Origin of the sequence: Paenibacillus sp. N3.4 (assembly GCF_008017805.1) — a bacterium.
Lineage (GTDB): Bacteria > Bacillota > Bacilli > Paenibacillales > NBRC-103111 > Paenibacillus_E.
The window spans coordinates 14,126-36,249 of the sequence record NZ_VRTT01000004.1 but is presented as its reverse complement, the minus strand read 5'-3'; the positions used below and the strand labels follow the sequence as shown (position 1 = coordinate 36,249).

Below are 22,124 nucleotides of genomic sequence, written 5' to 3'. Positions count from 1 at the left end.
ATGATTACTACTTTGCCATCCCCCAAAGGGATTGTCAAGGTTGCACGAAAAAGAGGCATAGGGGAGTTCCCAGGCCTCGTTCATACATATATGCGAATGTTAAAATACGTAATTAAGGAAGTAATAAAACTTGGCCTTCTTGTAATGCGCTGTTCGTCATATGATTGAGTGACTTTAATTTAAGTATATAAGAACGTATGTCCTCGTTCCTGTTTTTATGTGAGGAAGCTATATCCCAAAGTGTGTCCCCTTGTTGGATAACAATTTGCTCATGTGTCTTAATGTTTATAGAAGAACTCGAAGGAGACACGTTGATAGACGAGGCTGTCGCTCCTTCACCTGCATACGCTTGAACCATAGCACCAAAAGAAAACACAGTACCGAGAATAGCCGCTGCAATAACAAAACGAATAACAGCTTTAGTTAGATTAAACGTTAGCATCCCTTTGGATGTGCTAGCAGATCTCTGAGGTGTGTGTGAAGTGCTGGTATTTGAATAAGCGATATACATGTATAATCATCTCCCAAACATTTGTTCTGTTTTCAGAATAACACGAACATACGTTTGAGTCAATCCATTTCTCGAACTCATGTTTGTACGAACTCGGGTTCTATGTTATACTTTGACTAATGATTACCAGTATTGGAGTGATAACTATTGAGTAAGATATCGCAGCGTCAGCAAGCTATCTTAGAATTCATAAAGAATGAAGTGAAAGATAAGGGCTACCCTCCTTCCGTTAGAGAAATCGGTGAAGCGGTGGGGTTAGCTTCCAGTTCCACCGTTCACGGGCATTTAGAGCGTCTTGAGAAGAAAGGACTCATTCGTCGAGACCCTACTAAGCCGCGTGCCATAGAAATTCTTGGCTTGGATGGCGCGGAAACTCATTTTGCTGTTTCCGTCGCGCGCGTTCCACTAGTCGGTAAAGTAACTGCAGGTGTACCTATTACAGCTACTGAAAATATCGAAGATTACTTTCCTCTACCTGTCAGCATGGTCGGAGACAGCAATGTGTTCATGCTAAGTGTTATGGGAGACAGTATGATTGATGCAGGTATCCATAATGGTGATTATGTTATTGTCAAACAACAGCAAACAGCAAACAATGGCGATATTGTCGTAGCTATGACCGAAGATGATGAAGCAACGGTGAAAAGATTTTATAAAGAGAAGGATCATATCCGCTTACAGCCTGAGAATACGGCTCTACAGCCAATCCTATTGAAGCATGTCACCATTCTTGGTCGTGTAATCGGTTTATTCCGAGATATGTAAATGCCCTTTTCTTACATAATGAAATAACTTTCAATACAAAGAAGAACCGCAAAGGACATTGTCCCTTCGGTTCTTCTTTGTTCGCAATTAAAATTCCAAAGCCCAATTTCCTGCGCGAAATATCGGTTCTACCGTTCCATCACTTAGGATCCCGTCAATCTCAAGATCTTCGGTTCCGATCATAAAATCAACATGAATTAAGCTCGTATTGCCCCCGCGTTCCTTCAATTCCTCATTCGACAACGAAGCCCCGTCCTGAATATTAATCGGATAACAGCTTCCTAAAGCAAGATGACAGGACGCATTTTCATCAATGCCTGTATTATAGAATATGCGATTAACATTCGAGATGGGCGAATCATTCGGGACAAGGGCAACTTCACCTAAGTATCGACTGCCCTCATCCATTTCCAGCAGCCTTGTCAGATGTTCGTAACCTACTTCCGCCTGATAATCAACAACTTTCCCTTCTTCAAATCTGAAGGAAAAACGATCAACCAAAGCGCCATTCACATTCAGCGGCTTCGTGCTCGCTACAGTCCCGTTCACGCCAGATCGCTTAGGCATCGTAAATACTTCCTCGGTAGGCATATTGGCCACGAAACGAATACCCTTCCCGTTTGCTTTATCTCCTCCAAGCCATATATGGTTCTCAGGAAGCTCAACTTGCAGATCTGTACCTTCAGCCCGATATTGCAGCGACTTATATTTCTTCTCATTCAATACCTTACGTACGCGTTTCAACTGCTCAATATGAACTCGCCACGCTGCAACCGGATCTTCCTCATAAATGCGATTCATCCGGAAAATAGCTTCCCACATTGCTTCTACACGCTGATTTTCGGGTAAGTCTGCATAAACTTTCGACGCCCATGCCTCGGTAGGCGCTTTGATCAGGCACCAGCTGAAGGTGCTTGTTCTGACATATTGTTGGTACTTCTTTCTTGCCGTGGCTGCCGCTTTGGACGCCCTAGATATGTATCCTGCGTCAATCCCTTTGTATAAGTCAGGATCGGGTACTTTAATATTCAATAAGGCGCCACCATTTTCAACAAAACGCTCCAACATATTTGTATACCATTCCGGATAATAATCAAGGGCTTCCTCACTCGCATATTCGAACCTGCTGCGTGTTATTACATCGTCTTGCCAATGTACCTGAACGAAATTAGCTCCTGCTTCATAAGCCTTTTTTACAATAAGTCGAGTTAATTCCAATGATTCCAATGGCGATTCAATCATTAAATCCTGGCCTTTTCCCAGGTTAACGCCTACTTTGACTACAAGCTCTGCATACTTTTCTAAAAGAAAATGAAAATTATCCATATCAGTCACACTCTCCTTCTATAACAATTCATTTAACCAATGGTCAATAGACATTCCGCGACTATTATATATTATTTTCAGAACGGCTTCCACCACTCTCCATCAATCAGAATAAAATAGGTTTTAGTCATTGGGGAATAACATACCAAAAAGCAGTTTTTCGGACACTCTCCGTTAACTGCTTTATGCTGCAATATCGCCTCTGCCTTCATTTATTTTTTTTACTGGCTAACCAAAAAGCAAAAATAACAAGAGGGATAAAAATAAACCACGGAATGTTAATGGTACTGCTTGTTAGGAATGCTAAGATCATAACAATGACAACACCAAGAATAATATATAGACAACCTCTTCCAAATGTTTCCGTTTCGATCACTCCATTCGTTTATTATAACTTTATAACGCTTGAAGGCGGAATATGTTCCGTAGAACTCCCAATAAAAGTAAAACTCCTTTCATATTCTAATATTTATGTTCATTGCAACTTCTTTTGTAAACATCTACTCCAAAAAACAAAATAAAAAGCACCCTAGTTGGGTGCTACATTTTTCCTTCTGTGAAATTAATTTTCGATGATGATGCCGCTTAATTTAAGATTAACTAAATTAGAGATTGTATCTCCGACTGGGCATGTTTGTTCCAAAAACTGCACGAAAGCCTCTACTTGCTCTTTAGGTGAATCGGTTTTGATATGAAAGGTATATCGAATGTCCGAATAACCAGGACGAACATCTGATCTTTTAAAGAATCCGTCCAGATCCAAGTCTCCTTCTACCTCCACCCAAAAATCATCGAGACGAACATTAAACTTATTGGCATACACTCTCGCTACAATTGACTGACATGCCCCTAATGAACCAAGCAGGGCTTCAACTGGATTCATTCCCGTATCTGTCCCCCCCAAACTTTTCGGTTCATCAATCGTAAACTCAAAATTTCGGGAACGGACTTTGACAACCACACCTTCTTGTAAATGTGCTGTCGCTTTAAATGTTGTAATAGGTATATGACTCACTCCTTTGGACTGTTGCCTCACACATAAACAATAACACATAATTCATATAATGTTAATCGGAATTTCATTAACACCCTTTATAAAAATGGGCCTAAAGTGCTGTTTGCGTCCAATCACTAGAGCACACCCATGCGTATGATAAATTTGTAATAACACTTTTATTGTAAAGGAGTGCTTGAATATGGGAGCTGAAGTTGGAGGAGCAGGTTATGGTTATGGTGGCAACAATGCAGCAGCAATTCTAGTTCTTTTCATCCTATTGGTCATTATCACTGTAGCATTCGCATGGTAAACTAAAAAAGGATTCAACTTATTTGCAGCATGAGGTTCATACCTTTTGCTGCATTTTTTATTTAATTGCCCCTTAGCAAGTTTAAACTTCCTTCTTCAAGCGAGGGTATCAGATATTTATGATCGATAGGCGAAGACATTACGATGAGAATTGTGTAGGTTCCATATTTATCGCACTGATTTCCGAACTCTTCAAGGGCTCGTGTAGAATCGGACATTACTTTCAATAAGTAGTTATGTTCGCCACTTATGCGGTAACATTCGACGACATCTGGAGTTGAGCGGCAGAAATCAAGGAAAGCGTGACAATCCCTTGAATGAAACAGCATGTAGGCAGCGGCATGTTTTCCAATTTTTTCAGGGGAAATCATGGTCCGATACTCGCTAATAATCCCTTTCTCCTCCATACGCCTTACTCTTTCCGTTACTGCGGGTTGTGATAAACCGACAAGCTTTCCTAGTTCCGTCATAGAAATTCGTGCTTGGTTTTGAAGGTGGAACAGAATTTGCTTATCCACATGATCCATTGAAATCGACTCCTTTAATCTTAAGGTCTTCCTTATCCATTAACTTTATTTTCATCGTAAAAAGGATGATATAACTTGGTTGCCTTATGTAATCTACATAACTAATTTTATATAATAAACTTACAATAGTAAAGCAATCAAGGCTTTAACTATTCGGAAAGGATGAGTACATTGTATTCAAATAATATAAATCCAGCAAGTTTGCCTGATCGAATCGATGAAGTCATCGATCAAACGCTTGCCGACAAGCGGTTGGTCGGTGCTGTCATTCAAGTGGCCATAGATGGGGCAATGATTTATAGCCGTGCCGCTGGTCATGCTGACCGTGAGTTGAACAAGCCCATGCGAGAGGATTCCTTGTTCCGGCTTGCCTCTGTTTCCAAGCCTATCGTTTCAACGGCTGCCTTAGTACTTGTTGCAAAAGGCCAGCTAAAGCTGGACGACCGCGTTGATCGTTGGCTTCCAGAGTTTAAGCCACAATTGCAAAATGGTGAGCACGCTACAATGACGATTCGTCACTTAATGACACATACCGCGGGTTTGACTTACCGTTTCTTTCAAGAAGAGAATGGTTCCTATCAGCGAGCCGGTGTATCGGATGGTATGGATCAGCCCGGTATCACGTTAGAAGAGAACCTGCGTCGTCTAGCCACTGTTCCGCTCCTCTATACACCAGGCACCGAGTGGAAATATTCCATCGCGACAGATGTGCTGGGAGCCGTTATTGCCAAGGTTACGGATACATCGCTCAGTGAGGCCGTACATTCGCTGGTGACAAAGCCGCTTGGCATGAGTGATACCGGTTTTATTGCAGGCGACCCAGAACGACTGGCCACTGCCTATGCGAATGATGTACCAGAGCCGCGGCCTCTCCGTGAGCTCGACAGAATTGCCTTTTTGGAGGGTACGGCGGGCTTCCAGCTAACCCCTGGTCGGGCACTTGACGACACGGCTTATCACTCAGGAGGAGCCGGCATGGTCGGCAGCGCCGGGGACTTATTGCAATTGCTGGAAACATTACGTAAGGGGGGGGCACCTCTTCTGCCGGAGTATTTGTTTCGTGAGATGACGACCAACCAGATTGGTGATCTGCCCATGGCCTATTGGCCGGGAAGAGGCTTCGGTCTAGGTATTACGGTGCTCAAGGATCCTATAGCAGCGAACACTCCGGAATCCCCCGGAACCTGGCGCATGGGCGGAACTTATGGTCATTCTTGGTTCGTTGATCCTGTGCAGCGGCTCAGCGTCGTAGCATTTACCAATACCGCATTGGAAGGCATGGCGGGTCAGTTTACAGTTGACCTTTGTGAAGCTGTTTATAAGAGTATTAAGAAATAGCGTACAAACACATGAGCCTTGTCCGGTTTAAACTGGCCAGGGCTCTCTGTGTAATCAATTAAGGAGTGGTTACTTTGTCTCAAATACGAACTAAGACAATAGCATTAAGCCCTATATTCTTTATTGCTCTGGGCTTATTCGGTGTATATACCATTGAGTTTGGCGTTGTCGGAATACTCCCGATGATAGTTGAACGTTACAATGTAAGTACGTCGCAGGCTGGAATGCTCGTCGGAGTATTTGCGCTTGTTATTGCACTGTTGGGTCCCTTTATGGCGTTGCTTCTAACTAGATTTAACCGTAAAAACGTAATGATTATGTCTTTATTTATTTTTGCTGGAAGCAGTTTATTGTCTGCTTACACACCGCAATTTTATATGCTGATGGCGCTACGCATCATCCCGGCATTATTCCATCCCGTCTATTTTTCCTTAGCCTTTGTTTCAGCCGTTTCACTTTACCCTAAAGAGAAAGCCACTCAAGCTTCCGCCAAAGCATTTATTGGGACTAGCATGGGAATGGTACTCGGTGTTCCAATTACCGCTTATCTCGCTGGTCAGTTCTCATTTGAGGCCTCTTTTATATTTTGTGCCATTGTAAATACTGCTGCTGGTATCGGGATCGCCATCATGCTACCGAAAACCACGAATACCGAGAAGTTATCTTACAGGGAACAACTCGGTATATTGCGTAAAGTACCCCTCTGGATAAATATAGGTGCCTCTACTTTTATTTTTGCCGCTATGTTTTCGGTCTACAGCTATTCTGCCGAATATTTGGGTCAAGTGATGGGTATGAGTGGGAATGTCATAAGTATCATGCTTGTCGTTTTCGGGGTTGGAGGTGTGGCTGGCAACTTGATCGCCGGGAGACTCATTGGAATAAATATGGTGAAAACGACTGTTTTACATCCGATTGCTCTAGCCATTTCTTTTTTACTGCTTTACCTGGCAGGGTCCGCTTTTTTACCTATCTTTATCATTATTATTTTGTGGGGGGCAGCTCACACCAGCGGACTCATAGTAACACAGATTTGGTTAACATCAGAGGCTAGAGAAGCTCCTGAATTCGCTACTGGATTGTATATTTCCTTTATTAATCTTGGCGTGACAATCGGCTCGGTCGTTGGTGGGTGGTTTATTTCCGGTGCAGGTATCCAAGGAACGATTTGGAGTGGTTTCCTATTTATTGGGTTGGCACTGGTTTGTATTGGAATAAAAATTGTGTACTTCACTCAAAAAGAATCGAAGGCTCACTCTGTATAATAACAAGGCGCATTAACTTAACATAACTCTAGCAATAAAATAATACGATGAACTTCATGCGACAACCCTTTTTCGCGTGAATAAGTTCATCGTATTGTCCATTAAATATAGTCATCTTTCAGAATTGCGCAGTTAGTCGAGTGGGTGTCATTAACGGTTGAGGCAACACACGAAATAGCTTCGGTGTATTTAAACCTGCCTCATCTGGTTTTGATCCCAATGCTTTATGTTTCCTTACACCGCCTAAACCAAATTAACGACGGATTAACAGGGTAGTTTTTGAGTAATAATAACTATTGTTACACAAAAATAATCACGGAGGTTGTTAACTATCAATAATCAACGAGCACAAGAGATCGCCGCCTCACCAGTTATGGCTAATGTGATCTATCAAGGAGTACCTATCTATATCCAAAACGTGGATGAACAAAATGAAATGGCAAGAATCTATCCACTCGATCAACCTGAGAATGAGCAAAGCGTTCCACTTAACAGTTTAATTGAACAATAAGACTCCAGAATGAAGGTCAATTTAAGTTATAAATGACCTTCTTATTTTCATCTAGTTTTGTACTCATCAAAGCAAAAGCATCAATGTAACAGACGGCTTAATTTACAAAAATGTTTAATATTAGTATAAATAGTTCACTGGGGATAACTATGAATCTGTTTTCATCTTAACTTAAAGGGCTGCTCTCCATCATTTAGCGACGATGAAGAGCAGCCCTGAAGTTATTTAAACTTGATTTTTCGGAATACCATTTAAACTGGGTACGTAATCGTCGGCCTTATTATTTGTTAGTGTTTGAGCTTCTTCAGTGAAGTTCGCGTTATTCTGCTGATTATCTTTCTTATCAGCTCGGTTATCTTCGCGGTCATGCTTTGGATCGGCGTCATTTTTGGGCATTTCGTTCACCTCCATCGTCTCTCATCGTTAGTATGAGAAGGTGGCTTGCATTTTATCCCAGTTGTCTGATGTTTGCTTTTATTTTTAGGCATTATTCGTCCACAATTGAAAAACCCCTCAACGCCTAGGCGTCAAGGGGGCTAACTTCTAGTATAGAATTAAATATTGATCTCTTTCCCATTGGTGAACCTGTGTTCTATACATATCCCATTCGATTTCTTTAAGCTCATAGAAGTGAGCCAAAGCGTGTTCGCCTAGAACATCGCAAACCACATCATCACGAAGCATCTCATCCAAAGCTTGTTTCAAGTTCGCAGGCAAGCTAGGAATGCCTTGGTTTTCTCTTTCTTCTTCCGTCATCACGTAAATGTTCCGATCGGTTGGCGGAGGAAGCTGCATTTTATTCTTAATGCCATCTAGTCCTGCTGCAAGCATGACTGCAAGAGCTAGGTAAGGGTTCGCAGCCGGATCCGGGTTACGAACTTCAACGCGAGTGCTTAATCCACGTGAAGCAGGAATACGAATCATTGGGCTGCGGTTACTAGCGGACCATGCCACGTAGCAAGGTGCTTCATAACCAGGCACAAGACGTTTATAGGAATTAACAGTAGGGTTCGTAATCGCAGCGAATGAACGTGCGTGACGAAGTACACCTGCCATATAATGTCTGGCTACGTTACTCAAACCTAACTTATCGTTTTCTTCATAAAAAACATTCACATCATCTTTGAAAAGGGACTGATGACAGTGCATACCGGAACCATTCATACCAAACAAAGGTTTTGGCATGAAAGACGCGTGAAGTCCATGCTGTCTGGCGATGGTTTTGACAACAAGCTTAAATGTTTGGATTTGGTCAGCCGCTTTAATCGCATCGGCATATTTAAAATCAATTTCATGCTGTCCTGGCGCCACTTCGTGATGGGAAGCTTCGATTTCGAAACCCATTTCTTCAAGTGTCAGAACGATGTCACGACGACAATTTTCCCCTAAATCCATAGGAGCCAAATCGAAATATCCACCTTGGTCATTCAATTCAGATGTCGGGTTGCCCTTCTCATCCGTTTTGAAGAGGAAAAATTCCGGTTCTGGTCCCACATTCATAGCTGTGTAACCCATCTCTTCAGCTTGTTTCAATGCATTCTTCAAGATACGACGCGGATCTCCAGGGAAGGGCTTGCCATCCGGCAAATAAATATCGCAAATCAAACGAGCGACTTTACCGCCTGTCACCCATGGGAAAATGACCCAAGTGTTCAAATCAGGGTAAAGGTACATATCGGATTCTTCAATACGAACATAACCTTCAATGGAAGAACCATCGAACATCATCTTATTGTCGAGTGCTTTTTCAAGTTGGCTGTAAGGAATTTCAACGTTCTTCACACTACCCAATAGATCAGTAAACTGCAAACGGATGAAACGAACGTTCTCTTCTTTCGCAATGCGAGTGATGTCTTCTTTGGTAAAGCTATTAGTGTAACTCACGTGTGCATTCTCCTCTCAATTAACAAACGCTTGCCTAATCTTATTTATAAAAACGGGAAAGCTGCCCTTGAATCAGAGATACCTGATCCGGACGTTTGGCCCCGCCAATCAACTGCTGCTTCAGCATCTTGTGCAGTTGGGAGTCGGTTAATTCTTTCCGCTTCACTTCGGTGTGTTCATTCAGAATCGTTGCGTCCTCTGAATCTTTATCGACAGGGATTAGAACTTGCTTAATCCCAGCAATGTTCACACCTTTTTCAATTAGATCTTTAATCTCGAGCAATCGCTCTACGTCATTAAACGAATAAAGGCGCTGATTCCCTGCTGTTCTGGCTGGTATAATGAGTTCATGTTGTTCATAATAGCGAATTTGTCGCGCGGTTAAATCAGTCAATTTCATAACGATCCCTATTGGGAATAATGCCATATTCCTACGTATATCATCACTCATGCTAATCACTCCTGGTCCAGTAAGTACCTCAGTACTATTGTACCCAAGTAACAAAATGTGTCAAGATGTGTCAGGTTTGTTTACAGTCTAATTTTGTCCTAACAAACCGGCATCTTCCATGTGTTGAATGGCCGTGAGCACACCTAACTTACAGTGTGAATACGTCAATCCACCCTGCATATACGCAATGTATGGCTCACGTATCGGCGCATCTGCTGACAGCTCCAAGCTGCCGCCTTGAATGAATGTACCGGCCGCCATAATAACTGGATGCTCATAGCCTGGCATATCCCATGGCTCCGGCACCACATGTGAATCGACGGCAGAAGCCTTCTGGATGCCTTGCACGAAGGTAATTAAGTGCTCCGCGGACGTGAAGCGGATTGCTTGAATAAGATCCGTTCGCGGCGTCTGCCAACGCGGATGGCTCTCGAAGCCCAGCTCTTCGAATACAGCAGCTGCGAAGACCGAGCCCTTAACAGCTTGTCCCACCAAATGAGGGGCAAGGAAAAGCCCTTGAAACATGGCTCGCGTCGCGCCGAGCATGGCTCCGACCTCGCCTCCAATACCGGGGGCGGTCAATCTATAGGCGGCGAGCTCTACCAGGTTGCGCCGGCCTGCGATATAGCCGCCGGATGGGGCGATGCCGCCGCCGGGGTTTTTGATCAGTGAGCCAGCCATGAGATCGACGCCAACCTCCGTCGGCTCTTGTGTCTCGGTGAACTCGCCATAGCAGTTATCGACGAAGACAATAAGTGACGGGTTTATTTCTTTGACGAATCGAACCATTTCGCCGATTTGCTCAACAGTGAAAGATGGCCGCCACGAATAGCCGCGCGAGCGTTGAATGCCTATCACCTTTGTGTTAGGCTGGATGGCCGCTGTGATAGCTGACCAATCGGGTGTCCCCTCTTCGGTTAAAGCAACCTCGCTATACCCAATACCAAAGTCCTGTAGCGAGCCCATCCCATCGCCTGGCTTGCCAATCACTTTATGCAGCGTATCATAAGGCTTGCCGGTTATGTATAAAAGATGCTCACCCGGTCGCAGGACACCGAATAATGCCGTGCCGATGGTATGCGTACCGGATACAAAATGAGGTCGCACAAGCGCAGCTTCAGCGCCCAGCGCATCCGCATAAACAAGGTCAAGCACCTCTCTGCCGCGATCATTGTATCCATAGCCTGTAGATGAAGCGAAGTGATAGTCACTTACGCGGTGCGTTTGAAAAGCTTGAATGACTTTCCATTGATTAAGATCAATCGTTTTCTCAATATGGCGGAACGCGCTTTCCACTTGATTCTCTGCGCTTTCCATAATCTTCATGACTTTATCCCCGAATTGCATAATTAATAAGTCTCTCCCTCGTTACCATCAACGTCTTCCCGAACTGGAGCCGGATCTTGATCATAAGCAACCAACTGATACGCCATTTTCACATAGTCATCTTTATTAACACGAACCTTGAAAATCATATCTCCCTCATCAACTTCCGTTTCAAGGACATCCCCGATTCGATACATCAGGGAAATAATATCACCCTTCTCTGCCGGAATACGGAATGTTTTGCTGTCACCCATGAGTTTTTCTTGAATTGTGATGCGCAAACGCTCCAAATCTTCAGGATTAAATGCGCTGATTTTCAAAAATTCCCCTTCGGTTGTAAGCATCTCACGATCCAGTTCCGAACAAAGATCCACTTTGTTAAATATCGTTAATTGTTCCTTCTGATGTGCGCCCAATTCTTCCAGGACCTCAGCCACCACGCGCATCTGCTCATTACGCATATCCGTGGAGCTGTCCACGACATGTAAAATCAAATCGGCCTCATTGGCTTCCTCCAACGTCGCACGGAACGAGGCGACCAGGTCATGTGGCAAATTTTGAATAAAACCTACCGTGTCTGTCAGGACAATTTCCTTGCCGCTCGGTAACTCCATTGTGCGTGATGTAGGGTCCAATGTCGCAAATAACTGGTTCTCAATATAGACGTCTGCTTGCGTCAATTGTTTCAATAAAGTGGACTTTCCGGCATTCGTGTATCCGACTAAGGCGACTTGGAAAACACCGCTCTTCTTCCTGCGTTCACGGTGCAATGTCCGATGACGAACGACTTCTTCGAGCTGGGCCTTCAATTCGTCAATGCGCCCACGGATATGTCGGCGATCTGTTTCGAGCTTCGACTCACCGGGCCCCCTTGTTCCGATACCTCCACCGAGACGAGACAAGTTTTTCCCTTGGCCCGATAATCTCGGAAGTAAGTAACTAAGCTGTGCTAACTCGACTTGAATAATACCTTCACGTGTTTTGGCGCGTTGCGCAAAGATATCTAAGATCAGCTGCGTACGGTCAATAATTTTCACATCTAAAGCAGCTTCCAAGTTCCTTACTTGGGCACCGGATAGCTCTTGATCGAAGATTGCTGTATTCCCACCAAGCTCCTCAAGTCGCAATCTCAGCTCTTCCACTTTCCCCTTACCAATAAACCATTTGGTGTCCTTAGCCTCTTTGTTTTGAACCATCGTCTCCAAAACAAGCACTCCTGCTGTTTCTGCCAGCTTTACTAGCTCCTCCAGTGAGTACTCAGCCAACTTTTCATTCTTTTTCTGCTTTTGTGTGATTAGACTGACAAGAACAGCCCGGTCATCTATTTCTTTTTCAACCATATGTGAAGTTGTTTTCATATATTTCTCCTTTACATCGCACAGGATACGATCCAACACACCCAGCTAAGGGGTATAGTCCTTCATTATTGTGTAGGAAATACATAGGAAAGTCAATTTGCTGCGCAGGAAAATTCATTTATAACGATGTTCCTCTTTCAAAAAACAAAAAAAGAAGACCAACAGATGGTCTTCCGTCTTTTTCACTATTTTAGGCAAATAAACTTTGACCTAAGTAAGACCCTTTGGCAGTAACACCTGGCAGAACAGCAAAGTAGCCTCCACCTGTTGTATTCATATAAGAAAGCAGGCGATCAGGAAACTTGGGATTCGTCAATCTTTTTTGAATGGATTCAAACTGTGTTTGAATGTTGCGATTGAAACAAACAAACAGCAGCCCTGCATTCATCCGTCCTACACTATCCAAATTTTCCATGAAATTATAGCCGCGGCGCAAAATACGTTCATTTTCTGAGCTCTCTCCCATACGCGGATTCGAGAGTCGTATATGGGCATCTAACGCCGTCGATTCACCCTTGAGATCATTCGCGAAATTAGGTTGATCGAATTCACTTCGTCCATCAATCGGTGCTCCAGATACCTTTTGTCGCCCCATAATGGTTTCTTGATCGGAGTAGGGTTGTTGATCCCATGTTTCTATTCGCATTTGAATGCGTCGTACGACCATATAACTGCCTCCGGCCATCCAGTCCGCACCATCCCCAGCTTTAATCCAAACGTTGTTATTCATAAACTTTTCATCGTTCAATGCCGGATTATTCGTGCCATCCTTGAAACCGAATAAGTTCCGCTTCGTACCTTCCGACTTCACACCAAGCTGCCCCGTTTGCTGCCAACGTAGATGCGCAGCACCCCGGGCCGCTTTAGCCAAATTGCGAATCGCATGAAAGCAAATCATGGGATCGTCTGCACAGGCTTGAATGATGATATCGCCATGCGTTAATTGTTCCTGAAGGGAATCTTTATGGAAAATAGGCATCTCCGTAAGCCCTGCCGGTTTACGAGAGCGAAGACCAAAACGATCCGCTCCGTCCTTCTCAAACAAGGTCGCGCCTACCGCAAAAGTCAGCGTAAGCTTGCCTGTTTCCAATCCTATTTGCTCGCCTGTATCGGTAGGTGGAAATTTACCGTCTTGCGGTTCAGCCGCAAGTGGTTTTCCTGCCATAAGCAACGCGGCCATTTCCGTCCATGTCTGTAATAATTCCTTCAGTTCCTTGACATCGGATGTCGTGACATCAAAAGCAGCGACATTGGCAAAATTTTGGGCTGGGGTTACAACACCGCTTTGATGGGCGCCATAAAATGAAATCGTCTCATCCATGGTCGCCGCCGCCGCAGAACCCGCTAGGGTCCCCTTATCAGCCGGACTAGATTGTGCCTTCCCCATCAAATCGCCAAGTACGATTCCCGCGGCACCTGCTGCTGTCATCCCCAGGAACGCGCGACGGTTCATTTTATCTCCCATGGCATGTTTGCCCCTTCCTACCGTTTATTTACTTAAGGTTCCTGGCATTTTTACCAGAGGTTCAGCCAGTGCTTCCAATTTATTTTTCAAATCGACTTGTTTGGCTTTTTCAAGTTTACTGAAGTCAGTCCATGACGCACCAATCGGTGATAATGTATTCATTGTTTCTGTAACGGCTGCCAAGCTTTTAGTGATTTTTTCATCTAAAGCAGCATCCCTCTTTTTCACTTCTGCTTGAACAAGATCATAAATAGCTTTTGCACCCTCAACATTAGCTCGAATAACTGGAACAGTCGCTCCACTCCAACGTTCTTCTTCGCCTGTAATTTTTTTGGATTGTGCTTCCTCCATCAATTCACCTACACCGGCAATAAAGTCAGTCGGTTCTATCGTTGTTGCGGCAATCGCTTGCTGCATTTTCTTACCATCTTCAAGAAGGCGAGCTGCGAAAGGTTCAGCATCTTTTACATTTTTGCTAACAAAAAGTAAATACTCGATGCGATGGAATCCTGTAAAATTAGGATCCTTTTCGTTTTTGAAATCATCTACGCGGGCATCCATAACGCCATCAAGATCCTTGAATGTCTCTATAATAGGCTCAATTCTCTCATAAGGCATCCGAGCTTGACCATAAGCTTCCTGTGCTTTTTTCAAATCACCGCTTTTCACTGCCGTGTTCAGTTGCTCTAACAATGTAACTAGTAGTTTACCTTGATCTTGTACGTATTTATTGTAGGCGTTCGCTGCATCTTGAAGCTCTTTTGAAGCTGTAATAACGTCCTTATTTACAGCACCTTTGTTTTCCGTGAAGGACGAGTTTAATTCCGCCAGGGCAGCTTTCAAACCGTCGTTCAAAGTAGCAAGCGTTGGATAATCCAACTTGTCTTGTTTCAGTCCTGCTTCAAGTGGAGTCAAATACTTTTCAACCTTGAAATATAACTCTGGAAATTTCGGTTTCACTTCATCTTCATAGCTCACCCATTGATCCTCAAGTGTAGAAGATTGTTTCTTCGGATCTTTGATCTTTTTCTGATCCAATTGCCCCTTCAAATCATCAACCGTTTTGATCATTGCCGCTGCGCCGTCTTTAAAAGGCACCTTCTTGACTTCAGTCGTTTCTGCTTTGCCGCAACCCGCAAGTGCGAGTGTAGCAGCTGTTGCTAATATAATAAGTTGTTGACCTTTTTTCATGGGTTAGTCCCCTCCGCTATTTTTCTATTTATTTTGATAGGGCCGTATTTCTTAATTGTATGGTTTTACGACGATCCCACAGGACCGCAGATAAAGCACAAATCAATAACACAAATTGTGGTATTGCGCTTTCGAGCGTAGGATATAAAGCGATAAAATCCCAACTAGGCAGCCATGACGCTGTTGTTGCAGGCAAATAGCCCGCTAACTGAAGGCCGTGAACACCCATTCCAGCAAATTTAAAGCACAGGTAGAAAACAAAGAAACTGGAAACTAGGAAAAATGGACGCATCGGAATGCGCAATCCAACTTTTAAAATCAGCAAAGCAACAATAACAAGGATGACGACACCAATGACAATCCCTCCGACCAACGATGAGATCGAAATGGAAGAAGCCATACCAATCATGAAAAGAACAGTTTCGGTTCCTTCCCGAAACACGGCTAGGAAGGCCAAAACGCTTAGTGAGACTAAACTTCCTGTAGCTAGTGCTTTCACGCTTTGATCGCGTATGTACTTTTGCCAGTTGGATACACTAGACTTACTATGCAGCCAATAGCTCATATAAAGCAGCATGACTGCTGCGAAAATTCCTGTACAACCGGCAATCAGGAAATTATTGTTACCAAACGCACTTGTTGAAAATAATTGCTGCACAACGATTCCCATTGCAATGCTGAGAAGTAAACCGGCGAGAACTCCGAACCAAATCCACTGTTTCTTGTCACTATGCCCTGACTTATTTAGAAAACCTAGCAAGGCAATGACAACGAGAAGTGCCTCAAGTCCTTCTCTCAGCAAAATGGTCGTAGCATCTAACATCGTATAGCTCGTTTTAGCGGCTAAAGGCTCTAAGGAAGTATGCATACGAGCAATCGTGACGGCTGCTTCGCTCGTTTGAGCAGGAGAAGCGGTCAACTGGGCATATGCGGTAACCATGTCTCTTTCCATAGAGGTGTATACAGATGAAGATTGCGTTAATACAATGCCTTCGATTTGCAGCCAGGAACTGCGCAGCGTTTGGATACTCGCAGTTGCACCTTGAACATCGTTCTTTTTCAGCTGCTCCTTCGCATGTTCCAACAGGGTCACCAAAGAGGCAACAGTCACATTCTCATTGCTTTTGGCAACTTGGCCGAAAGCTTCCAGCTTGCCTTCAATAAATTTTTGATTTAAATCATGAAGCTCTTTCAAACCTGCAACTAGTTTTTGTTGATCAACGGGTTGTTTGATAGCTTGAAAGGAAACTTCACCCATCGCTTGTTCGATCTTTTGATATGCGGCGAGAGAACGTGTTTTCACACCTTCTTCATAATTCAACCAATTTATTTGGAATGCATCAAACAATTTAGAGGCCTCGTCACTCTTTCCACTCTCAGCAGCCCCTATAGCCTGAACAATGCCATCATCTGCCTTTTTGAGATCATCCTCTGCCTTCGCAGATACCGCCAAGGGAATTGAAAGAACCATAAGAAGAACGACCCAACCGATAAGAATTACTTTACGCATACATCACCAATCCCTATTTATAATAAAACCCACGTTTTCCCAAAGTAATATTGATAATCATTATCAGCAATCACTATGTCTATTTTACTCACTTCAGCTAATCTGTCAATTCTTTTATTCACGAGAAAAAAAGAGGCTATCCCATAAGATCTTTTTAGACCTTACAGGACAGCCCTTCATTATCGCGGTATTATTTTCCACTATTTTCAAATGTAAGGTGCTTTTTTAGGCTTGGACCCGAAGAGCATCCATGCGCCTTTTACATATTTCTGAGCTAATCCCACAATCCCCCATGAGAGAAGCAGGGTGAAGGCATAACCTACAGCAATGTATAGATAGTAGGCTGCCGGTGTGTAACTGACAGGTAATCTAAAATAATAAAAAAGAACAGCAGCGTGTACAATGTAGACTCCGAATGAAGCGACGCCAAGATTTATGATCGTGTTGATGAGCTTTGTATTTAACTTCCGGTACAAGAAGCTCGCTATTTGAAGCAAAATCAGCGGTGAAGTAAACGTATGAAAGAACCAGTAACCCTCGTAAATTAATGAATTGGCGCTGAAATCATTTACACGGGTTTGATACCATAGATTGACATCTCCGAAGCTCGAAGCGATCCATACGATCCAAAGCGGAATCCAAAAGAACGCTTTTTTGGAAAACAGATTGCTCCACGTAACAGTAATCCAATCTTTAAATGTATGATAATAAATTCCGCAAAATGCACCCATAAAGTAGTAGGAAATATAACTGATTCCCAACTGCCCTTTATCCTCGTAATGCAAGCTGTAATGGTTATACAGGACAAATGCCCATTGCATCACAAATCCGATCCAGATCAGATGTTTGGTTACCCGAGGATATTTCTTTAAAAACCATAATAGCGCAGGAAACAGAATGTAAAACTGTGCGCTAATGAAAACAAAATAAAGATGATAAAATGATTTCCCGTAAAGAACCATTTGGAAAAAATTAGATAAGGACGCATGCTGAAAAAACTGTTCCCACGTTTCTCCGAATGAATAATACATCTGGATCACGTAGTATAGCAATGAGAATATCAGATAGGGTGTCAGAATATATAAGAGGCGCCGCTGATAAAAACGAGCGATCAATTTTCCATTCAAAGGTCGATCATAATAGCTGTAAAATAGGACAAGGGCGCTTAAGAAAATAAATGTCGGCGTTCCGAATTTGTTGAAGACATTGAGAAAATTAAAATAAAAGAACATCGAAGAGCTTTTATCTACGATCTCTCCGATCGGAATCGAAGTGACATGTACAAAAATAACGCCGAGAATGGCAAGTGCGCGAACGATGTAAATAATGTTTAATTGTTCTTTTTTTATGGTTCCGGTAGCTAATCCCATCAAATCTAGCCTCCCTTTATCTTGTTATATAAACCAAGTATAGGAGGCTCTTATGAATAAACTATAAATCCAATCTTAATGTTCACTGAAAATCATATTCATTTAAATTTCATATCTTCGGGCCTAATTGACATCAACTCAAGTTTAGATGGTGTGTTTACGTATTGACTGAGCAGCCGTACCGCTTGATGACGCATCGCCTTTTCAAGAATATTCCTGACATATCTCGCATTGCTGAATGCTCTCCACGTCGCTGCCTTCTCTTCCGTTAAATGCTGCCTCAGCTTCACAATTGCTTGTGGGATTAGCAAATATTCCCTTTCTTTCGCCATTAACTCCGTTATTTGCAGCAGTTGATCAATCGGGTAATCTTCAAAATCAACTTGGATTGGAAACCTAGACGGCAACCCAGGGTTCGTGGAAAGAAATTGTTCCATCTCTTCACTGTACCCTGCGAGAATTAAGATAAAGTCATTTTTCTTGTCCTCCATGCCCTTGACGAGAGCGTCTATCGACTCTTTACCAAAATCTTTATCTCCCCCGCGGGCTAAACTGTAGGCTTCATCAATAAATAGAATGCCCCCCATCGCTTTCTTCATCAGTTCACGCGTTTTAAGCGCGGTATGACCAATGTATTCACCGACCAGATCAGCTCGCTCTACCTCGATAAAATGTCCTTTACTCAATACCCCCATGGCATGAAACATACGTCCCATGAGTCTGGCAACCGTTGTTTTCCCGGTGCCAGGGCTACCTTTGAAAATCATATGATACACATGCGCACTACTCATAAGACCAGCCTCTGCGCGGTATTGCGAAATTTGCAAAAGCGCATAAATTTCATGCACCAGTTCTTTAACATTATCGAGGCCAATCATTTGATTTAACTCTTTGAAAATGTCGGAAAGGGGGCCATCCTGAGGCGACCTCTTCCCTGTTACATGCGGCTCTGCTTCAGCCAGTGGCGAGGCGTGCAGGGGGTCGCCGTTTCCGTCAGCGGCACGCCTATGCATCCCAGGCTCAGGTTGCCGCAACACGATGTTGATTTGTCTGGAGGGCAAGCTTCGGCCACTCATGAGGATCACCTCAATCATAGGATGATTAGTATATCAATCCATCCTACGCTCGTTCCAACCGATTTAGACCGTTAAGCCGCATTCCGTTAAAGACATAGCTCAATCTGCTTGGTTGCCAACCAGCAATTCTTATTGCGGCACCCTTACGAGCTGTAAGCTTGTGTTAATTCGTAATGTTCAACAACAGGGAATGGATCATAGAAGTGATGAAGCAGTTGCTTCCATGCTTGATACTCCTTCGAGCCTCGGAAGCCCACAGTGTGATCCTCAAGCGTCTCCCATCGAACCAATAGGAGGTATTTATGATTATCCTCGACGCACGTTTGCAACTCATGAGAAATATAACCCTTCATAGAGGAAATGATGGACGAGGCTTGACGAAACGCAGCTTCAAATTCCTCTTTCTTACCAGCAATAACGGGAAGGATGGCTACTTCTAATATCATAGATAATTCCTCCATTAGGTTTGATTAAGTCATCAGCAGGCTAATCAGATCTTCCAAGTCTATGGTGCCAAAATAACGTTTCATTTCAATGTCTGCCAATCTTTCTCGCAACGTTTTCTCTTCATAACGTAGTCCAATCAACTTGTCCTCGAGCTCCGCAACGTCACTTGCCCCGAAGAAATCACCATAGATTTTAAGTTGACGGATATGCCCCTCTTCGATATTTAAACGTACGTCAATTGTTCCAACACCTTCGAAACGTCTGGAATTTTGAATCGTACTTTTAGGTGATTTGCCATAATTCCAATCCCAGTTTTGATATCTTTCTTTCGAAAGTTGATAGATATGATCCCAATCTTCTTTCGTAAGCTTGTATTGTGGAACTTTGGATAGTTCAGTACCAAAAATAGAAACCAGCAATTTTTGGCGAAATTCCTCAATCGTAAGGGATTCATCAAGAAATTCAACAATATTAGCTACGCGGCTGCGAATGGATTTAATGCCTTTAGACTGAATTTTATCCGCTTTCACTTGCAGGGCAGAGACCACATGTTCAATTTCGGAGTTAAACAATAGAGTTCCATGACTGAACATTCTTCCTTTTGTAGCGAACTGAGCATTGCCAGAAATTTTGCGTTCTCCGACCTGAATATCATTGCGTCCGGATAGAGCCGCTTCTACACCTAGCTGCCGAAGAGCTTCAACAACCGGCTCCGTAAACTTTTGAAAATTGTGAAAGGAATTCCCGTCATCCTTCGTAATGAAACTGAAATTCAAATTGCCTAAGTCATGATACACGGCTCCGCCGCCTGATAATCGACGAACCACGTGCAGATGATTTTGCGTTTTGACATACTCAGCATTAATTTCTTCGATTGTATTTTGATTTTTGCCAATAATGATAGAAGGTTCGTTCATATAAAAAAGCAGATAGCTTTCCTCATCAGGTAATTGTCTCAAAGCATACTCTTCAATCGCCAAATTAATCCGAGGATCCGTAATGCCTTCATTATCTATAAACAGCATGGTTTGTTCGCTCCTTGTTACTCGTTTAAATTCACATTCATGGTTCGATTTATCGTGTTCATGCCTAAAGAATGATAGAAGGCCACGGCCCGTTCATTAAATTCCCACACGTTCAACTCGAGCGAAGATGCCTTCCTCTCTTCAGCCCATTCCTTGGATGCTTCATATAGCTTCGTTCCTATTCCCTTCCTTTGGAAATCCGAAGCTACCGCCAGCTCGTTCAAATAAGCATACGAGCGATTGACTAATGCCTCAAACGCAGGACTTTTCTTCATTTCCAGCATGGCTACACCAACGACCGACTCCTGGATTTCGGCTACCAAAATGACTTTATTGATTTGATCCGAAAAACTGCGATACCAGCCCATAGCCACAACATGGTCCAAGCGGGCAAAACGATCAGGCAAAGCATCAGCGTGCTCTTCCTGACCCATACGGATAATGGCATTCACTGCCTCATAATCTTCAGCACGCGCTTTGCGTATCTTCATATCCATTGAAAAGGCACCGACTTTCCGCTTGGCTATACATTCCTTCTATTGGTTTCTAGCTTACAATATCTATTCCTTTATTTCCACTTTACTATATTGTATTTTTATTCATAAAAATGTATATTTATCAATTATGACCTACGATAACTTTCTAAAGGAGCGCATTCAATGAGCGAAGCTTCTCCATTATTCATTACCCTTGATACCATCGCAGCTCATACTTGGCCCGCTGAGTCTGTAGATTACGTCGACAATTGGCTCTTGCGTTCTTCACAAGGGGTTACCAGACGAGCGAATAGCGTGCTGGCTATTGGTGATTTTCCGAAGGATGCTGATTGGCTTGCACAAATCGAACTATACTATCAGAAAAGAGGTTTGCCTGCTGTTATTCAAGTAAGTGCAGCCTCTCCCGAAAATCTGGATGAACAACTCTCTGCGGCAGGCTATGCGCTAGAGACACCTTGCTTATTGATGACAGCGGATAGTCAAGAAGTTGTGGATCGTACTGCAATCAGCTTAGCGAAAAGAGAGAATACGGACATTCAGATCGAATGGACACCCGAGGCAGCCGAAGAATGGCTGGATGCTTTTCTTCGGCTGGAACAGTTTCCTGAAGAACGCAGAAGCTTCTATCTTCATTTATTTGAACGTATGCCCATATCCAAAGGTTTCTTTACGCTTTCCCAACATGGAAAAATGATTGCTCTTGGTACGGCCATCGTAGAGAAACAATGGTCTGGCTTTGTCAATGTCGTTGTCCATGAGGAGCATCGGGGCAAAGGACTCGGCTATATGCTTATGCATGCTATGACTTCATGGAGTATGAAACAGGGCGCCACCCAGCAATATTTGCAAGTTATTACATCCAATGCAGCAGCTGTTGCGCTTTATGGAAAGTTGGGATATACAACATGCTATGGCTATCATTACAGAATTAAGTATGATTTGTAGTTGTTTGCATCATCCTAATACCATATTGCG

23 protein-coding genes are annotated in these 22,124 nt (G+C 43.3%); 6 read left to right on the top strand and 17 right to left on the bottom strand.

Going from position 1 to position 22,124, the window contains the following annotated elements; genetic code table 11:
* Window positions 1-112: 112 nt before the first annotated feature.
* Window positions 113-511, bottom strand: a complete 399-nt coding sequence (locus FU659_RS36795) for a LysM peptidoglycan-binding domain-containing protein (protein WP_261807594.1) — start codon at window positions 509-511, stop codon at window positions 113-115.
* A 147-nt stretch (window positions 512-658) separates the two neighbouring features.
* Here FU659_RS36795 and lexA point away from each other — a divergent pair, with 147 nt between their 5' ends.
* Window positions 659-1,276, top strand: coding sequence for a transcriptional repressor LexA (gene lexA / locus FU659_RS03710; RefSeq protein ID WP_147946319.1), 618 nt, complete (start codon window positions 659-661; stop codon window positions 1,274-1,276).
* An 87-nt stretch (window positions 1,277-1,363) separates the two neighbouring features.
* Here the strand turns inward: lexA and FU659_RS03705 are convergent, their stop codons facing one another.
* Both FU659_RS03705 and FU659_RS03700 read right to left on the bottom strand, forming a co-directional pair.
* Window positions 1,364-2,602: an aminopeptidase gene (locus tag FU659_RS03705; RefSeq protein ID WP_147946318.1), complete on the bottom strand. Its 1,239-nt coding sequence runs from the start codon at window positions 2,600-2,602 to the stop codon at window positions 1,364-1,366.
* A gap of 562 nt (window positions 2,603-3,164) precedes the next feature.
* Entirely contained in the window at window positions 3,165-3,608 is a 444-nt protein-coding gene (locus FU659_RS03700) for an OsmC family protein (RefSeq protein ID WP_147946415.1), read from the bottom strand.
* Between the two features lie 190 nt (window positions 3,609-3,798).
* On the opposite strand from FU659_RS03700, the gene FU659_RS03695 reads away from it, so the two are divergent.
* A complete protein-coding gene (locus tag FU659_RS03695) occupies window positions 3,799-3,909 on the top strand; it encodes a sporulation protein YjcZ (protein ID WP_147946317.1) in 111 nt (36 codons plus the stop codon).
* A gap of 61 nt (window positions 3,910-3,970) precedes the next feature.
* On the opposite strand, the gene FU659_RS03690 is transcribed toward FU659_RS03695, so the two are convergent.
* A complete protein-coding gene (locus tag FU659_RS03690) occupies window positions 3,971-4,435 on the bottom strand; it encodes an Lrp/AsnC family transcriptional regulator (protein WP_147946316.1) in 465 nt (154 codons plus the stop codon).
* 171 nt (window positions 4,436-4,606) lie between these two features.
* Here FU659_RS03690 and FU659_RS03685 point away from each other — a divergent pair, with 171 nt between their 5' ends.
* The 3 genes from FU659_RS03685 to FU659_RS03675 all read left to right on the top strand — a co-directional run bounded on the left by FU659_RS03685 (window position 4,607) and on the right by FU659_RS03675 (window position 7,549).
* Window positions 4,607-5,773, top strand: coding sequence for a serine hydrolase domain-containing protein (locus tag FU659_RS03685; protein WP_261807593.1), 1,167 nt, complete (start codon window positions 4,607-4,609; stop codon window positions 5,771-5,773).
* A gap of 74 nt (window positions 5,774-5,847) precedes the next feature.
* Complete coding sequence (locus FU659_RS03680; protein WP_261807592.1) at window positions 5,848-7,038, top strand: MFS transporter; 1,191 nt, start codon at window positions 5,848-5,850, stop codon at window positions 7,036-7,038.
* 331 nt (window positions 7,039-7,369) lie between these two features.
* The gene (locus tag FU659_RS03675; protein WP_147946413.1) at window positions 7,370-7,549 is read left to right on the top strand and encodes a small acid-soluble spore protein H; all 180 of its coding nucleotides are present in this window, start codon (window positions 7,370-7,372) and stop codon (window positions 7,547-7,549) included.
* A 225-nt stretch (window positions 7,550-7,774) separates the two neighbouring features.
* Here the strand turns inward: FU659_RS03675 and FU659_RS35095 are convergent, their stop codons facing one another.
* The 13 genes from FU659_RS35095 to FU659_RS03615 form a co-directional block, all read right to left on the bottom strand.
* Window positions 7,775-7,945: a hypothetical protein gene (locus FU659_RS35095; RefSeq protein WP_187273881.1), complete on the bottom strand. Its 171-nt coding sequence runs from the start codon at window positions 7,943-7,945 to the stop codon at window positions 7,775-7,777.
* Between the two features lie 147 nt (window positions 7,946-8,092).
* Window positions 8,093-9,433, bottom strand: coding sequence for a type I glutamate--ammonia ligase (gene glnA / locus FU659_RS03670; protein ID WP_147946314.1), 1,341 nt, complete (start codon window positions 9,431-9,433; stop codon window positions 8,093-8,095).
* Between the two features lie 40 nt (window positions 9,434-9,473).
* On the bottom strand, window positions 9,474-9,884 hold the full coding sequence (locus FU659_RS03665; RefSeq protein WP_147946313.1) for a MerR family transcriptional regulator: 411 nt from the start codon (window positions 9,882-9,884) through the stop codon (window positions 9,474-9,476).
* 87 nt (window positions 9,885-9,971) lie between these two features.
* Window positions 9,972-11,201: a methionine gamma-lyase family protein gene (locus FU659_RS03660; protein ID WP_397355034.1), complete on the bottom strand. Its 1,230-nt coding sequence runs from the start codon at window positions 11,199-11,201 to the stop codon at window positions 9,972-9,974.
* Window positions 11,202-11,233: 32 nt separating this feature from the next.
* Window positions 11,234-12,568, bottom strand: a complete 1,335-nt coding sequence (gene hflX, locus FU659_RS03655) for a GTPase HflX (RefSeq protein WP_147946311.1) — start codon at window positions 12,566-12,568, stop codon at window positions 11,234-11,236.
* A 190-nt stretch (window positions 12,569-12,758) separates the two neighbouring features.
* The gene (gene efeB, locus FU659_RS03650; protein ID WP_147946310.1) at window positions 12,759-14,033 is read right to left on the bottom strand and encodes an iron uptake transporter deferrochelatase/peroxidase subunit; all 1,275 of its coding nucleotides are present in this window, start codon (window positions 14,031-14,033) and stop codon (window positions 12,759-12,761) included.
* Between the two features lie 24 nt (window positions 14,034-14,057).
* Window positions 14,058-15,224: an EfeM/EfeO family lipoprotein gene (locus FU659_RS03645; protein WP_147946309.1), complete on the bottom strand. Its 1,167-nt coding sequence runs from the start codon at window positions 15,222-15,224 to the stop codon at window positions 14,058-14,060.
* A 28-nt stretch (window positions 15,225-15,252) separates the two neighbouring features.
* Complete coding sequence (locus FU659_RS03640; protein ID WP_147946308.1) at window positions 15,253-16,734, bottom strand: FTR1 family iron permease; 1,482 nt, start codon at window positions 16,732-16,734, stop codon at window positions 15,253-15,255.
* A gap of 206 nt (window positions 16,735-16,940) precedes the next feature.
* Entirely contained in the window at window positions 16,941-18,104 is a 1,164-nt protein-coding gene (locus FU659_RS03635; protein WP_147946307.1) for an acyltransferase, read from the bottom strand.
* A gap of 98 nt (window positions 18,105-18,202) precedes the next feature.
* Window positions 18,203-19,198: an AAA family ATPase gene (locus FU659_RS03630; protein ID WP_147946306.1), complete on the bottom strand. Its 996-nt coding sequence runs from the start codon at window positions 19,196-19,198 to the stop codon at window positions 18,203-18,205.
* 125 nt (window positions 19,199-19,323) lie between these two features.
* On the bottom strand, window positions 19,324-19,626 hold the full coding sequence (locus FU659_RS03625) for an antibiotic biosynthesis monooxygenase family protein (protein WP_147946305.1): 303 nt from the start codon (window positions 19,624-19,626) through the stop codon (window positions 19,324-19,326).
* 24 nt (window positions 19,627-19,650) lie between these two features.
* Window positions 19,651-20,652: a lipoate--protein ligase gene (lplA, locus tag FU659_RS03620; protein WP_147946304.1), complete on the bottom strand. Its 1,002-nt coding sequence runs from the start codon at window positions 20,650-20,652 to the stop codon at window positions 19,651-19,653.
* A 17-nt stretch (window positions 20,653-20,669) separates the two neighbouring features.
* Window positions 20,670-21,149, bottom strand: coding sequence for a GNAT family N-acetyltransferase (locus FU659_RS03615; RefSeq protein ID WP_147946303.1), 480 nt, complete (start codon window positions 21,147-21,149; stop codon window positions 20,670-20,672).
* A 162-nt stretch (window positions 21,150-21,311) separates the two neighbouring features.
* On the opposite strand from FU659_RS03615, the gene FU659_RS03610 reads away from it, so the two are divergent.
* On the top strand, window positions 21,312-22,094 hold the full coding sequence (locus FU659_RS03610; protein ID WP_147946302.1) for a GNAT family N-acetyltransferase: 783 nt from the start codon (window positions 21,312-21,314) through the stop codon (window positions 22,092-22,094).
* Window positions 22,095-22,124: the final 30 nt, after the last annotated feature.